This is a genomic window from Streptomyces sp. NPDC040410 (assembly GCF_055595715.1).
Map to the genome: position 1 here is coordinate 52,984 of NZ_JBVIVK010000002.1, position 15,065 is coordinate 68,048.

The window sequence follows — 15,065 nt, forward strand, 5'->3', positions numbered from 1 at the left end:
TCACTGCTCCTGGAGGCGCTGCCGGTTCTGCCGGGTCGGGGGGAAGTCTGCGGTATCGGTGGTGTGCAGGGCGAGTGTGCGGTCCGGATTCAGCCGTACGACGATGTGGCGGCGCCAGGTCGTGTCGTCGCGCTCGGGCCGGTCCTCGCGCCAGTGGCAGCCGCGGGTCTCCTCGCGCTGCAGGGCGGCGGCCACCAGGACGCGGGCCACGCACAGGAGGTTGGTGGCCTCCCAGGTGTCGACGCCGGGCTCCGCGGTCTTGCCGTTCTCGTCGAGGGCGTCGCGGGCCTCGGTGTGCAGCCGCTGGAGCTGGTCGGCGGCCTTGGCGAGGGAGTCGGCCGAGCGCAGGACGCCCGCGCCGTTCGTCATGATCCGCTGGATCGCGAACCTGGCCTCCGGCGCGAGCAGGGGGTGCGCGGGCTTGCCGGGGTGGGGGACCGGCTCGGGTACGCGCGCGTGGAGGCCGCTGTCCGCCTGGCTCTCCGCGATGTCGGCGACGATGCGCTCGGCGTAGACGAGGCCCTCCAAGAGGGAGTTGGAGGCGAGCCGGTTCGCGCCGTGCACGCCGGTGCAGGCGACCTCTCCGCACGCGTAAAGGCCCGGGACCGTCGTACGGCCCCGGGAGTCGGTGCGCACGCCTCCGGAGGCGTAGTGGGCAGCCGGGGCGACCGGGACGGGCTCGGTGACCGGGTCGATGCGGTTCGCCCGGCAGGCGGCGAGGATCGTCGGGAAGCGGTGCTCCCACATCTCGGCGCCGAAGTGCCGGGCGTCGAGGAACATGTGCTCGGCGTCCTGCTCCTGCATGCGGCGCATGATGCCCTTGGCGACGATGTCCCGGGGCGCGAGTTCGGCCAGTTCGTGCTGCCCGGCCATGAAGCGCACGCCGTCCGCGTCGACCAGGTGGGCGCCCTCGCCGCGTACCGCCTCGGAGACCAGGGGCTGCTGGCCCTCCGCGTCCGGGCCGAGAAACAGCACGGTCGGGTGGAACTGGACGAACTCAAGATCGCTGACCTCCGCGCCCGCGCGCAGCGCGAGGGCCACGCCGTCGCCCGTGGACACGGACGGGTTGGTGGTCGCGGAGAAGACCTGGCCCATGCCGCCGGTCGCGAGGACCACGGCGGGGGCGTGCACGGCGCCCACGCCGTCGTGCTGGCCCTCGCCCATGACGTGCAGGGTCACGCCTGCGGTGCGGCCGTCCGCGTCCATGAGCAGGTCCAGGACGAGCGCGTTCTCGATGGTGCGCAGACCACGCGCGCGGACCGCCTCGACCAACGCGCGGGAGATCTCCGCGCCGGTCGCGTCGCCGCCGGCGTGCGCGATGCGACGCCGGTGGTGGCCGCCCTCGCGGGTGAGCTCCAGGCCGCCTTCCTCGGACTCGTCGAAGTGGGCGCCCGTGTCGATGAGGCGCCGTACGGCGTCGGGGCCCTCGGTGACGAGGATCCGTACCGCCTCCTCGTCGCACAGGCCCGCGCCCGCCACCAGCGTGTCGTCCTGGTGCTGTTCGGGTGTGTCGCCCTCGCCCAGGGCCGCGGCGATGCCGCCCTGCGCCCAGCGGGTGGAGCCGTCGTCGAGGCGGGCCTTGGTGACAACGACCGTCGTCAGGCCGGCGGCCTCGCAGCGAAGGGCTGCGGTGAGGCCGGCCACGCCGGAGCCGACGACCACCACGTCCGCGGCGATGGACCATCCGGGGGCGGGGGCGTGCAGTCGTATGCCTGTGCTGGTCACGAGGCGGCTCCGAAGGTGAGGGGGATGTTGTCGATCAGCCGGGTCGTCCCGACCCGGGCGGCGACGGCGAGGACGGCCTCGCCGGTGAAGTCGTCCTCGATGTCGGTGAAGTCGGACGGGTCGACGAGGGCCAGGTAGTCCAGGACCAGCGGCGGGTCCAGGCGGAGGGCCTCATCGAGGACCAGGCGGGCGGCCGCGCGGACGGCCGCCGGGCCGCCCGGGGACGCCTTGGCGACCGCGTGCGCGTCGGCCGCCGCGCGGGACTCCCCTATGGCGCTGAGCGCCTCGGCACGCGCACGCGTGGCGGGCACTTCGCGGGCCCGCGCCCGCAGCGCCTCCTGGGCGGCGTGCCGGTCGCTGCCCGCGAACAGTGCCTGGGACAGCGCGAGCGCCGTGCGCCGCTCCCCGGCGGACAGGTACCGGTTGCGGCTGGACAGGGCCAGACCGTCGTCCTCACGCACGGTCGGTACGCCGACGATCTCGACGCCGAAGTTCAGGTCGCGGACCATGCGGCGGATCAGCGCGAGCTGCTGGGCGTCCTTCTGCCCGTACAGGGCGATGTCCGGGCGCGTGAGGTGCAGCAGCTTGGCGACGACGGTGAGCATGCCGTCGAAGTGGCCGGGCCGCGAGGCACCCTCCAGGCGCTCGCCCATCGGGCCCGCCGTGATGCGGACCTGGGGCGCGCCGCCCGGGTAGACGTCCTCCGCGGCCGGGGCGAACACGACGTCCGCGCCGGACTGCTCCGCGAGCTTGAGGTCGGCGTCCAGGGTGCGCGGGTAGCGGTCGAGGTCCTCGCCCTCGCCGAACTGCAGGGGGTTCACGAAGACGGTGACGACGACCTCGCCGTCCGCCCCGGCGATCGCGCGCGCGGCGCGGATCAGGGTGGCGTGGCCCTCGTGCAGGGCGCCCATGGTCATCACGACGGCGCGGCGGCCCACGCGCGTGCGTGCGTGCAGTTCGCCGGTGGTACGCAGCAGCGTGGTGGTCATCGGGCGTCTCCCTCGGCGCCGTTGGTCCCGTCGGTCCTGTCGGCCCCGTCGGCGAGTACCCCGAGGAGGTCCTCGGCGAGTTCCGGCTTGAGCAGCCCGTGGGCGAGCGCCCGGTCGGCGGTCGCGCGGGCCATCGCCAGGTAGCCGCCGACCGTCTGCGGGGCGTGCCTGCGCAGCTCCGCGACGTGCGCGGCGACCGTGCCCGCGTCCCCGCGCGCGACCGGGCCGGTCAGCGCCTGGTCGCCTGAGCGCAGGGCGTTGTCCAGGGCCGCGCCGAGCAGTGGGCCGAGCATCCGGTCGGGGGCCTCGACGCCTGCCGTGCGCAGCAGCTCCAGGGACTGGGCGACCAGCGTCACCAGGTGGTTGGCGCCCAGCGCGAGCGCCGCGTGGTACAGCGGCCGGTTCTCCTCGGCGATCCACTCGGGCTCGCCGCCCATCTCGATGACGAGGGCCTCGGCGGCCAGCCGCAGCTCGTCGGGCGCGGTGACCCCGAAGGAGCATCCGGCCAGGCGCTGGACGTCGACGGGCGTGCCGGTGAAGGTCATCGCCGGGTGCAGGGCCAGCGGCAGCGCACCCGCGCGCAGCGCGGGGTCCAGGACCTTCGCGCCGTACCGCCCGGAGGTGTGCACCAGCAGCTGCCCCGGCCGCACGGACCCGGTCTCGGCGAGGCCCGCCACGAGCCCGGGCAGCGTGTCGTCCGGGACGGTCAGCAGGACCAGCTCGGCGCGCCGGAGGACCTCTGCGGGCGGGACCAGCGGCACGTCGGGGAGCAACGCCGCGGCGCGCCTTCTGGAGGCGTCGGAGACCGCCGAGACGGCCACCGGGCGGTGCCCGGCGAGCTGGAGCGACGCGGCCAGTGCGGGGCCCACGCGGCCGGCGCCGACGACGCCGACGGTGAGCCGCGCGGGGCGGTCCTTGGGGTCTGGCTGGTGGACTGTACTCACGCGACGGCGGCCTTCCCGTTCCAGTCCGCTCTGGGTACCGGACGATTTCTCGTCATGTTAACGCTAATCGCTTCCGGGGCCGCCCGGCTGTCCACAGGCTGTGGGTTTGGGCACATCTCGGGGACCCCCGATCGGGAACGGCGTTGTCGGTGGCGGAGCACCCTCGTGGGCTTCGTGGTGGCCTCGGGCACGGCGGCGTCGATCGCCGGGCCCACGCGCGGCCGGGTCCGCGGTCGGCGGGGGTTTTCCCCTCCGACTCGGCGGGGAGCCGGGGGACGAGCATGAAGCGCGGGGTGTGGTACTTCGGGGCGACTCTGCCGCCGCGCGTGCGGCAGGCGGGACCGGCCGGTGTGACCCTCCGGCGGGCCTCCGCCGGCCGGACGGGGCCGCGCGTCAGCCGTGCCCGCCCGCCCTGACCAGTCCCGTCTCGTACGCCAGGACCACCACCTGCACCCGGTCCCGCAGCCCCAGCTTGGTGAGGATGCGGCCCACGTGCGTCTTGACCGTGGCCTCGGACAGGACGAGCCGGGCGGCGATCTCGCCGTTGGACAGTCCCTGGGCGACCAGCACCATGACCTCGCGCTCGCGCTCGGTGAGCCGCTCCAGCTCCTTGTACTGCGGCTCCTTGCCGGTGATGGGCAGCATCGGCGCGAACCGGTCGAGCAGGCGCCGGGTCGTCGACGGCGCCACGACCGCGTCGCCGCTGTGCACGGATCGGATGGCGGCGAGGAGTTCACCGGGCGGCACGTCCTTCAGCATGAAGCCGGAGGCGCCCGCCTTCAGACCGGAGAAGGCGTACTCGTCGAGGTCGAAGGTGGTCAGGATCAGCACCTTCGGCGGGTCGGGCTCCGAGCAGACGCGGCGGGTGGTCTCCACGCCGTCCAGCTTCGGCATGCGGACGTCCATCAGGACGACGTCGACGGCGGTCGAGCGCAGTACCTGGAGGGCCTCGACGCCGTCGCCCGCCTCCGCGACGACCTCCATGTCCGGCTGGGCGGCGAGCACCATCCGGAACCCGGTGCGCAGCAGCACCTGGTCGTCGACGAGCATCACGCGGATCGTCATCGGGCCTCTTCCGTCTTTTCGGGTTTTGTCAGCAGGGTCGTTGCACGTGGTCGTCGCAGTGTCGGCGGTCGGCGTGCGCCCGCTCAGTGCGCGGGCTTGAGCGGCAGCAGCGCGCTGATGCGGAATCCTCCGCCCGGGCGCGGGCCCGCGTCCAGGGTGCCGCCGACCATCCCGACCCGCTCGCGCATGCCGATCAGGCCGTGGCCGTGGCCGTCGGCGCCGCCTTCCTCGTACAGCTCGTGCGGGGCGCCTTTGCCGTCGTCCTCGACGAGCAGGCCGAGCCCGTCGTCGAAGTAGACCAGGCGCACGCTCGCGCCCGCGTTCGGCCCGCCGTGCTTGCGGGTGTTGGTCAGGGCCTCCTGCACGATGCGGTACGCGGTGAGCTCGACGCCGCTGGGCAGCGGGCGCGGGGTGCCCTCGATCTTGAAGTCGACGGGCAGGCCGGAACCGCGGCACTGTTCGACCAGGTCCTCGATCTGCTCGACGTCGGGCTGCGGAACGTACTCGCCGCTCTCCTGGTGCTCGCCGGTGCGCAGTACGCCGAGCAGGCGGCGCATCTCGGCGAGGGCCTGCCGGCCGGTGGACGAGATGGTCTCCAGGGCCTTCTTCGCCTGGTCGGGGGCGGCGTCGAGGACGTAGGCCGCGCCGTCGGCCTGCACCACCATCACCGACACGTTGTGCGCGACGACGTCGTGCAGCTCGCGCGCGATCCGGGCGCGCTCGGCGGCGACCGCGACCTTCGCCTGTGCCTCGCGCTCCTTCTCGAGCCGGGCGGCCCGCTCCTCCAGCTGCGCGAAGTAGGCGCGCCGGGTGCGGATCGAGTCGCCGAGCACCCAGGCGAGGGCGTACGGCACCGTCAGGAAGATCGCTTTCGCGACGTTGCCCAGCGCGCTCGTGTCCTCCAGCGGCCAGCGCAGCTGCGCCACGGGGGCCGCACACAGGCCCACGGTCAGGGCGAGCCGGGAGGCCCAGCGGGCACCGGTCGCGGCCACGGTGTAGACGATCACCAGCATGGCGAAGTCGGCGGCCATCGGCGCGACGTCGAGCGCCAGCTGCGCTCCGCCGAGGGCGATGGCCAGCAGCAGCATCTTCTCCGGCATACGGCGGCGCAGCGCGATCACCAGGCACAGCAGGAGCGTGACCGGAACGATCACGGCCATCGAGTCGGTGCCCCTCGCGTCCTCACCGGCGGCCCCGCTCACGACGGTGATCCCGAACAGGAAGACGGCCCAGAAGCCGTCGACCCATGTCGGGTGCCTGCGGAGAAAGTCATAGAGGCGCTGCACGTAACCCAGCGTAGGGAAGCGCGATGCGTGCAGGGGTCAACCGGAGGGCCGATCCGCACCGGGCGCGCATACTCCGCAAGGTGGAGGCACCGTTCCCCTGTACGCCTAACCTGGCCCCGTGGCAGGTGACATGACAGGTCGGTGGCTCGGCTGGCGGGCGGCGGCACAGACGGCCCTCTACGGGCCGGACGGCTTTTATCGAAGGCCCGAGGGCCCGGCCGGGCACTTCCGTACGTCCGTGCACGCCTCGCCGCTGTTCGCCGGGGCCGTGGCCCGGCTTCTGTGCTGGGTCGACGAGGCCCTTGGGCGGCCCGCCGCGCTCGACTTCGTGGACATGGCGGCGGGGCGGGGCGAGCTGGTCGCCGGGGTCCTTGCCGCGCTGCCCTCCGACGTGGCCTCCCGCGCGCGGGGGTACGCCGTCGAGGTCGCCGGCCGGCCCGAGGGCCTCGACCCACGGATCGAGTGGCTGGCCGAGCCGCCGCAGGGCATCACGGGGCTGCTGTTCGCGAACGAGTGGCTGGACAACGTACCGGTGGAGGTCGCGGAGGTGGACTCAGCCGGCGTGGCGCGGCTGGTGCTGGTGCGGGAGGACGGGAGCGAACGGCTCGGGGACCCGGTCTCCGGCACGGAGGCGGACTGGCTCGCACGGTGGTGGCCGCTGCCGGCCGAGGAGGGGCTGCGCGCCGAGATCGGCCTGCCGAGGGACCAGGCGTGGGCCGGCGCGGTCACGTCCGTCCGCCGCGGGCTGGCGGTCGCCGTCGACTACGCGCACACCGCGGACGCGCGGCCGCCCTTCGGAACGCTCACCGGTTTCCGGGAGGGGCGCGGGACGGCGCCCGTGCCGGACGGGTCGTGCGACATCACGGCGCACGTGGCACTGGACGCGTGCGCGCTCCCCGGTGCACGACTGCTCACACAACGCGATGCCCTGAGCGCCCTGGGCATCACGGGCGCACGCCCCCCGCTCGCGCTCGCCTCCACCGAGCCCGCCGCCTACGTACGCGCCCTGGCGAGCGCCGGCGAAGCCGCCGAGCTCACCGCGGCGGGCGGACTCGGCGACTTCGGGTGGCTCATGCAGCCGGCAGGAATTCCGGACCCGCTCGACCCGCCGCTGTGACGCCCTGGTCGTGCTCGTGGCCGCTATTTGTCGATGTCCCCGACGACGAAGAACAGTGACCCGAGGATCGCCACCATGTCGGCCACCAGCGTCCCCGGCAGCAGTTCCACGAGCGCCTGGATGTTGTTGTACGAGGCCGAGCGCAGCTTCAGCCGGTACGGCGTCTTCTCGCCCTTGCTGACCAGGTAGTAGCCGTTGATGCCGAGCGGGTTCTCGGTCCACGCGTACGTGTGGCCCTCGGGCGCCTTGAGCACCTTGGGCAGCCGCTGGTTGATCGGCCCGGGCTGCAGGTCCGCGAGCCGGTCGAGGCAGGCGTCGGCGAGGTCGAGGGAGTTGTGCGTCTGCTCCAGCAGGCACTCGAAGCGGGCGAGGCAGTCGCCCTCCTGCCGGGTGACGACCTGGAGGGTGTCCTGCAGCTCGCCGTACGCCAGGTACGGCTCGTCCCGGCGCAGGTCGAAGTCCACGCCGGAGGCGCGCGCGATCGGGCCGCTCACGCCGTACGCGTGCACCGTCTCCGGCGCGAGGGCGCCCACGCCCCGCGTGCGCCCACGGAAGATCTCGTTGCCGAGCACCAGGTCGTCGAACCGGTCCAGGCGGGAGCGCAGGGCCGCGACGGAGGCACGCGCGCGTGACGTCCATCCGGCGGGCAGGTCCTCCTTGAGGCCACCGACGCGGTTGAACATGTAGTGCATGCGCCCGCCGGAGACCTCCTCCATCACGTGCTGAAGTTCCTCGCGCTCCGTGAAGGCGTAGAAGATCGGGGTGATCCCGCCCAGCTCCAGCGGGTACGACCCCAGGAACATCAGGTGGTTCAGCACCCGGTTGAGCTCCGCGAGCAGGGTGCGGGTCCACACCGCGCGCTCGGGTACCTCCATGCCGAGCATGCGCTCCACCGCGAGGACCACGCCCAGCTCGTTCGAGAACGCCGACAGCCAGTCGTGACGGTTGGCGAGCATGATGATCTGGCGGTAGTCGCGGGCCTCGAAGAGCTTCTCCGCGCCGCGGTGCATATAGCCGATCACCGGCTCCGCGTGCGTGATGCGCTCGCCGTCCAGAACGAGCCGAAGGCGCAGCACGCCGTGTGTGGACGGGTGCTGGGGCCCGATGTTGAGCACCATGTCGGTGCTCTCCGCGGCGCCGCCGATACCGACCATGGTCTCCGTCGTAGGAGTCATGGACACAGTCTCTCCTACGTACGCCTGCCACATGGAGACGGGGAGTGCGGGGAGTGCGGCGAGCGCGCAGGACACAGGATCCGCCGACGCGCCCGGGGGCTCGCCGACGTGCACGTGGACACCGGGGCGAACAGGACGGTGACGGCGCGGCTGCGGGACGCGCAGGAGGCCGCGGAGCTGTTGCGGAAGCAGGCGGAGCGGTCTCGGACCGGACGGCGGGGGGCACGGCCGGATCGCTGGATGGGCTGCCCCCGCCGGACGCCATCTGCCGGACGGGTCTGCCTGACGTCACCTGTCCGACGTCACCTGTCCGACGTCACTCACGAGACCGCGCTGCGCAGGCCCTGTACGTCGATCTGCTCCGTTTCGTCGTGCGCCGTCAGGTCGATCACCTGGCCCACGCCCCGGGACTCCTCGCCGGCCGGCTTGAACTCCGACTCGGACTCGGCCTTGTGGACGGCGAGCGCCTCCTGGCCCACCACATCGGCCAGATCCTCGTTCTGCACGGCCTCAAGGGCCGCTGGCGTCGTCTCCTGCTTCGTGCCGAAGAAGTCGAACCCGCCCTCCACCACGGGACGCCGCACGGGCGTCGCCGGTACGACGGCCACGGCGGTCGGCGCGACGAAGTGCCCGGAGGGCCGGTGGACGGGCTGGTCGGCGGATCTGGCCGGGAGGGTGGCGGCCGCGTGCTCATGCTCGTCGACCGCCTCGGGCTTCCCCCGCGCCTCGTCCTCCTGCGCGGCCTCCGCCCCGGTCCCGCCGGCGGCCTCGGCCTCGACGGCGGTGGCCTCCACCGGCTCGCCCTGCGAGGGCGACGGAATGGCGACCTTGCTGTCGGCCCTGACGTCAACCTTGCCGTGGGACGTGCCGTGGGACGTGCTGTTGGGCGTGACGTCGGCTTGGTAGCTCGCCTTGGCGTCGGGCTCGACGTCGGCCTTGGCATCGGAGCCGGAGGCGTCGCCGGTCCGTGCCGGCTCCGGCTCGTCCTTCGGAGACGGGGCGTCGTCGCGGTCGAGGCGGACCAGCGCCGTCTTCGCCCGCAGGAAGAGCTGCGAGCCCTCCGGCGAGAAGATCGCGGGCGCTGTCGCCCTCTCCTCTGCCTTGACGTCGGCCGGGGCAGCCACAGCCTCGGCCGTCTCTTCGGGCGCCGTCTCCGCCACCGGCCCCGGCGGCAGCGCGGGCGTCGGAGCGGTCGCCTCGATCTCCAGCAGACGGCGGCCCTCCAGGGCGCTCGCGCGCTCGGTCTCCGCCGTGGCGTACCTGCGCAGCAGCGCGGCGTGCTCGTTGCGCAGCCCGGCCAGCTCTCCGCGCTTCGCCCGCAGCCGCTGCTCCAGCTTCACACGCAGCTCGCGCGACTCGTCGAGGTCGGTCTCCAGTTCGGCGACCCGTTCCTCGTGCCGCCACTCGTCGCTCGCACGTGCGCGCGTGAGATCGGCGACCTGTTTGCCGGCCTGGGTGTCCCAGCGGCGCATCACGACCGCGCCGCCGACCGCCGTCGCCGCGGCGGCCGCGGCGAGGCCCCGGAGCACCGTCGGCTGACTGAACACCCAGGGGCCCAGGGCGCAGACGAGGGAGACGCCTGCGATCGCCGAGAAAGGCAGCAGCCTGTGCAAGGGCGGGGAATGGCGGTGACGTCCACGTGGCATGGCCAGAAACTTACCGCGCGTACGCGAGGCTTGGCGCCCCCGCCTCGTAAAAACACAGCCATCCCGCAGCCTTCATATGACATCAGGAATCAAGCCCCCGCCGAATCCGGCTGCTCCTCTGTCATCGGTCGCTCAGCCGCCCGCTGATCCACTGCAGCGTAGGGGGGATCTCCCGCCGCCAGGTGTTGAAGTTGTGGCCGCCGCTGTCGAGGATGACCGACGAGATCCGCGTCAGCTTCGTGGCCTTCACCCGCTCTATGAACTTCAGCGTGTCCTTGTAGTTGGCCTCGCCGATGCGGCTGCTGGTGACTAGCAGCGAAGTGTCGGGAGCGGGCATGTGCTCGAGGTACCAGAACAGGTTCGCGCGGTCGCGCAGTTCCCCGTCCCCGTGGAAGAGGTCGCCCGTGGTGGGGTCGATCGGCGCGTTGTAGTACGCGGACAGACCCGCCCCCGCCGCGTACGCCTCGGGGTGGTGCATGGCGAGCTTGAGCGCGCAGTAGCCGCCGGTGGAGTCGCCGATGATGCCCCAGCTGCCGGGCTTCCCGCCCACCCTGTAGTGGCCGAGTACGGCGTCGGGCAGGTCCTTGGCGAAGAACGACTCGGTCCGCGGCCCGTCCGGGATGTCCACACACTCCGTGTCCCGCGGCGGCGCCACCGTCGGCCGCAGCATCACCAGGATCATCGGCTGCGCGCGCCCGTCCTTGGCCAGCTCCAGGGCCGTACGCGGGTAGTGGAGCTTGTCCACCAGCGCCTGGGCGGTGCCCGGATAGCCGGTGAGGACGACGGCCGCGGGGAAGGTACGCGTGCGGTACTGCGGCTGGAAGTACTCGGGCGGCAGGTACACGTACGCGGGCGTGGCGATGCGGGTCGTACGGCCGACGATGTCGACCTTCTGGATCTGCCCGCCGACCTCGGGCCGGGAACTGCCCTTCTCCCTCACCCGCCGGGTCTCGACCACCTGGAGCGGGCCGCCCGCGCCCGCCGTGTGGTCGACGACCACACCCTGGCCGTCCTCCTGCCCGAACAGGTCCGCCCAGGTGGCGTAGAACCCGAAAGCCTGGTTGGCGGACAGGCCCACCGACAGGAAGACCGCCAACTGGGTGGCCAGCAGCAATCCGATCCGGCCGCTGACGGCCCGCCAGCCACGCCGCGCCAGCCGCGGCCACAGCCACACCGTGACGACGAACAGCAGTACGGCGAACGAGACCGCCAACGCCAGTGCCGTATTGCTCGTGAGTCCCATGAGCTGCTTCCCGCCTGCGCTTTCCGCCCGGACATCACTCCTTCGCGAGGGCTTGTCCGGGACTTTCCTCGGCCTTTGAACCGGCTTTGGGGAGGCGAGTGAACCTCTCCCCCCGAGACACCGTCCTAGAGGGCGCAATGTCGCCGGATGCCCGAATCGGCACCGGATCCAACGTCACTCGCAGAACCAGTGGGATGCGATGTCTGTCAGGACAGATGAGGAAATGTCGGTCGAGGTTCCGAAACGATCACACCGTCTGCAGCGCGTCCTGCGTGGTCCGCGCCCCGAGGTGGTGCCCGTCCTCGTCGCCAGGGCCAGTGCCCTGGTGGGACTCCTGGACATCGCCGCGGGCGTGTTCCCGCGCTTCAGGCACAGCCGTATGCACACCCTCGCCGAGGTGCTGCCGGGCGCGCTCGGCCCGTTCGCGGCCGCGCTCTCGCTCAGCACCGGCGTCCTGTTGCTGCTGCTCGCCCACGGCCTCAGGCGCCGCAAACGCCGCGCGTGGCGGGCGGCCGTGGCGCTGCTTCCGGCGGGCGCGGTCACGCAGTTCACGTACCGGCACTCCCTGCTGGGCGTGGTTCTCTCGCTCGCGCTGCTCGCACCGCTGCTGCGCCACCGCGACCAGTTCGCGGCCCTGCCCGACCCGCGCAGCCGGTGGCGCGCTCTCGCCAACTTCGTCCTCATGGGCGCCGGTTCCCTCGTCCTCGGACTGGTCATCGTCAGCGTCCACCCGAACCGCCTCGTCGGCGACCCGAGCCTGGCCGATCGCATTACCCACGTCCTCTACGGCCTCCTCGGCTTCGAGGGCCCGGTCGACTACCAGGGCAGCACGTCGTGGACGGTCGCCTTCTCCCTGGGCGCCCTCGGCCTGCTCACCGCGGTGACCACGATCTACTTCGCCTTCCGCCCCGAACACCCGGCCGCCCGCCTGACGGAGGAGGACGAGGCCCGCCTGCGCGCCCTGCTGGACAAGCACGGCGGCCGCGACTCCCTCGGCCACTTCGCGCTGCGCCGCGACAAGGCCGTGGTCTTCTCGCCCAGCGGCAAGGCGGCGGTGACCTACCGGGTCGTGTCCGGCGTGATGCTCGCCAGCGGCGACCCGATCGGCGACGTCGAGGCCTGGCCAGGCGCCATCGAGCGCTTCATGGACGAGGCCAGGGCCCACTCCTGGACGCCCGCCGTCATGGGCTGCTCCGAGACCGGCGGCGAGGTGTGGACCCGCGAGACCGGCCTGGACGCCCTCGAACTGGGCGACGAGGCGGTGGTGGACGTCGCGGATTTCTCACTGGCCGGCCGCGCGATGCGCAACGTGCGCCAGATGGTCAAGCGCATCGAACGAGCCGGTTACGAAACCCGGGTACGGCGCGTCCGTGACCTCGGCGAGGCCGAACTGGAGCGGATCCGCCGCGCCGCCGACGACTGGCGCGGCACCGACACCGAGCGCGGCTTCTCCATGGCGCTCGGCCGCATCGGCGATCCGTCGGACGGCGACTGCCTCATCGCCACCGCCCACAGAATCGAGGGACCGGCGCGAAGCGCCTCAGGCAGGGCGGCGGCGGGAGACGGGTGGGCGGACGACCAGCCGGGCCCGTACGGCGACCTGAAGGCGATCCTGCACTTCGTGCCGTGGGGCACGGACGGCGCCTCCCTGGACCTGATGCGCCGTGACCGCTCTGCCGACCCCGGCATGAACGAACTGCTCATCGTGGCGGCCCTCCAGGCGGCCCCGCGCCTCGGCATCACGCGCGTCTCGCTCAACTTCGCCATGTTCCGCGCGGCACTCGCCCGCGGGGAGAAGATCGGCGCCGGCCCGGTGCTGCGCGCCTGGCGCGGGCTGCTGGTCTTCCTCTCCCGCTGGTTCCAGATCGAGTCCCTGTACAAGTTCAACGCGAAGTTCCGGCCCCGCTGGGAGCCCCGCTTCGTCGTCTACCGCGCGTCCGGCGACCTGCCGCGCATCGGCTTCGCCGCCATGCAGGCGGAGGGCTTCGTCAGCCTCGCCCTCCCACTGCCGCGTCTCCTGCGCCGCCGCACGGCCGCCCCGCGCGCGTGCGCCCACACCGTCGCGGAACGGGGCATCCGCGCGGCATGACCGGGACAGGTCCGAACGGAGGCCCCCACCACCTCCTCCAGCCCGGGGACCTCCGTTCGGGCCGCGGGGCTTGCCGGCTTACCCGGCCCGCCCTGGGCCTACGCTGAACGTATGAGCAAGCAGAGCGGACGCGGGCGCGTCGCGGGCCTTCCGGAATGGGACCGCTGCGCGGTCATGGGAGTCGTGAACGTCACCCCCGATTCCTTCTCCGACGGCGGCCGCTGGTTCGACACGACGGCCGCCGTCGAACACGGCCTCGCCCTCGTCAGCGAGGGCGCGGACCTGGTCGACGTCGGCGGCGAGTCCACCCGCCCCGGCGCCACCCGCGTCGACGAGGCCGAGGAACTCAGGCGCGTCGTCCCCGTCGTCCGCGGTCTCGCCTCGGAAGGCGTCACCGTCTCCGTCGACACCATGCGCGCCTCCGTCGCCGAGAAGGCCCTCGCCGCCGGCGCCGCCCTCGTCAACGACGTCAGCGGCGGCCTCGCCGACCCCGCGATGATCAGTGTCGTGGCGGAGGCCGGCGCCCCCTTCGTCGTCATGCACTGGCGCGGCTTCCTGGAGGGCGGCAACGTCAAGGGCGTGTACGACGACGTCGTCACGGAAGTCGTCGACGAACTGCACGCGCGCGTGGAGGCCGTCCTGGCCGGCGGCATCGCCCCGGACCGCCTCGTCGTCGACCCCGGCCTCGGCTTCTCCAAGGACGCCGAACACGACCTCACGCTCCTCGCCCACCTCGACCGCCTGCTCGCCCTCGGCCACCCCCTGCTCGTGGCCGCCTCCCGCAAGCGGTTCCTCGGCCGCGTCCTCGCCGGACCGCAGAGCGCGCCCCCGCCCGCACGCGAGCGCGACGCCGCCACGGCCGCCGTGTCCGCGCTCGCGGCGCAGGCCGGCGCGTGGGCGGTACGTGTGCACGAGGTACGCGCGACGGCGGACGCGGTACGGGTCGCACGCGCTGTCGAGGGAGCGCGCGCCGCAGGAGGCGCGCCGGGCGCGGACTCCCCCGAAGGAGAGCGGTGAGCGCCCCCCACACCGATGTCGAACAGGTGGAACTCGCCAACACCGCCTTCTACGAGGCCATGGAACGCGGCGACTTCGAAGAGCTGACCTCGCTCTGGCTCACCCCGGCCGACCTGGGCATCGACGAGGAGTACCACGACCCGGCCGACGCCGGCGTGATCTCTTGCGTGCACCCCGGCTGGCCCGTGCTCACCGGCCGCGGCGACGTCCTGAGGTCGTACGCGCTGATCATGGCGAACACGGACTACATCCAGTTCTTCCTCACCGACGTGCACGTCTCCGTCACCGGCGACACCGCCCTCGTCACCTGCACCGAGAACATCCTCAGCGGCGGCCCCGCCGAGGGCGGCGAGGAACTCGGACCGCTCGTCGGCCAGCTGGTCGTCGCCACGAATGTGTTCCGCCGCACACCCGACGGCTGGAAACTCTGGTCGCACCACGCCTCCCCCGTTCTGGCCGAAAACGACGAGGACGAAGGCGACGACACACCCACCTGAGTGGGTAGGCGGGCCCCAGGAGGCCGCCGCGGGACCGCCGGAGGCCGCCCGCAAGGAGCAAGACGTGGTTGGAATCACGCAGCCCGGGGTAGGGGCGGCTACCAGCCCGTAAGCCACCGGGTTCGCCAGGGGAAACGCACGGTGAAGACTCCTGGACCCGGCTCGGGCCCGAGCCCCCGTGGCCCGGCCCTGTCAGTGCCCGCAGGTAGATTCGTTCGAGGCCGGTGTGCCGCCCGCACACGGCAGGAACCGGCCGTCACCGACGATTGCAG

At 72.8% G+C, this 15,065-nt stretch carries 12 protein-coding genes and 1 pseudogene; 5 read left to right on the forward strand and 8 right to left on the reverse strand.

Going from position 1 to position 15,065, the window contains the following annotated elements; all coding sequences use genetic code 11:
- The 5 genes from ACZ562_RS04235 to ACZ562_RS04255 all read right to left on the reverse strand — a co-directional run bounded on the left by ACZ562_RS04235 (position 1) and on the right by ACZ562_RS04255 (position 6,009).
- A complete protein-coding gene (locus ACZ562_RS04235) occupies positions 1-1,725 on the reverse strand; it encodes an L-aspartate oxidase (RefSeq protein ID WP_471174103.1) in 1,725 nt (574 codons plus the stop codon).
- Positions 1,722-2,714, reverse strand: coding sequence for a pantoate--beta-alanine ligase (panC, locus tag ACZ562_RS04240; protein ID WP_471174105.1), 993 nt, complete (start codon positions 2,712-2,714; stop codon positions 1,722-1,724). Before panC ends, ACZ562_RS04235 begins: the two co-directional genes overlap by 4 nt.
- A complete protein-coding gene (locus ACZ562_RS04245; protein ID WP_471174107.1) occupies positions 2,711-3,658 on the reverse strand; it encodes a Rossmann-like and DUF2520 domain-containing protein in 948 nt (315 codons plus the stop codon). The genes panC and ACZ562_RS04245 overlap by 4 nt, the downstream gene beginning before the upstream one ends.
- A gap of 393 nt (positions 3,659-4,051) precedes the next feature.
- The gene (locus ACZ562_RS04250) at positions 4,052-4,723 is read right to left on the reverse strand and encodes a response regulator transcription factor (protein ID WP_471174109.1); all 672 of its coding nucleotides are present in this window, start codon (positions 4,721-4,723) and stop codon (positions 4,052-4,054) included.
- Between the two features lie 83 nt (positions 4,724-4,806).
- Positions 4,807-6,009, reverse strand: coding sequence for a sensor histidine kinase (locus ACZ562_RS04255; protein WP_471174111.1), 1,203 nt, complete (start codon positions 6,007-6,009; stop codon positions 4,807-4,809).
- Positions 6,010-6,139: 130 nt separating this feature from the next.
- Between ACZ562_RS04255 and ACZ562_RS04260 the strand changes: the two genes are divergently transcribed.
- Positions 6,140-7,126 carry an SAM-dependent methyltransferase gene (locus ACZ562_RS04260; RefSeq protein ID WP_471174752.1) on the forward strand — a complete coding sequence of 329 codons (987 nt, stop codon included), beginning with the start codon at positions 6,140-6,142 and terminating at the stop codon, positions 7,124-7,126.
- A gap of 23 nt (positions 7,127-7,149) precedes the next feature.
- Here ACZ562_RS04260 and ACZ562_RS04265 read toward each other — a convergent pair whose 3' ends face one another.
- Positions 7,150-8,301: an NADH-quinone oxidoreductase subunit D gene (locus tag ACZ562_RS04265; protein ID WP_471174113.1), complete on the reverse strand. Its 1,152-nt coding sequence runs from the start codon at positions 8,299-8,301 to the stop codon at positions 7,150-7,152.
- A 99-nt stretch (positions 8,302-8,400) separates the two neighbouring features.
- Here ACZ562_RS04265 and ACZ562_RS04270 point away from each other — a divergent pair.
- Positions 8,401-8,544: pseudogene (locus ACZ562_RS04270) on the forward strand (PH domain-containing protein); the annotation flags it as partial.
- A 77-nt stretch (positions 8,545-8,621) separates the two neighbouring features.
- Here the strand turns inward: ACZ562_RS04270 and ACZ562_RS04275 are convergent.
- Complete coding sequence (locus tag ACZ562_RS04275) at positions 8,622-9,947, reverse strand: hypothetical protein (RefSeq protein ID WP_471174115.1); 1,326 nt, start codon at positions 9,945-9,947, stop codon at positions 8,622-8,624.
- 121 nt (positions 9,948-10,068) lie between these two features.
- Entirely contained in the window at positions 10,069-11,190 is a 1,122-nt protein-coding gene (locus ACZ562_RS04280) for an alpha/beta hydrolase (RefSeq protein WP_471174117.1), read from the reverse strand.
- 223 nt (positions 11,191-11,413) lie between these two features.
- Here ACZ562_RS04280 and ACZ562_RS04285 point away from each other — a divergent pair, with 223 nt between their 5' ends.
- The 3 genes from ACZ562_RS04285 to ACZ562_RS04295 all read left to right on the forward strand — a co-directional run bounded on the left by ACZ562_RS04285 (position 11,414) and on the right by ACZ562_RS04295 (position 14,793).
- Entirely contained in the window at positions 11,414-13,279 is a 1,866-nt protein-coding gene (locus ACZ562_RS04285) for a phosphatidylglycerol lysyltransferase domain-containing protein (protein ID WP_471174119.1), read from the forward strand.
- A 111-nt stretch (positions 13,280-13,390) separates the two neighbouring features.
- Positions 13,391-14,296, forward strand: coding sequence for a dihydropteroate synthase (gene folP, locus ACZ562_RS04290; protein WP_471174121.1), 906 nt, complete (start codon positions 13,391-13,393; stop codon positions 14,294-14,296).
- Positions 14,293-14,793 (forward strand): nuclear transport factor 2 family protein, encoded by a 501-nt coding sequence (locus ACZ562_RS04295; protein WP_471174123.1) that lies wholly within the window; start codon positions 14,293-14,295, stop codon positions 14,791-14,793. The genes folP and ACZ562_RS04295 overlap by 4 nt, the downstream gene beginning before the upstream one ends.
- The last annotated feature ends 272 nt before the right edge of the window (positions 14,794-15,065 follow it).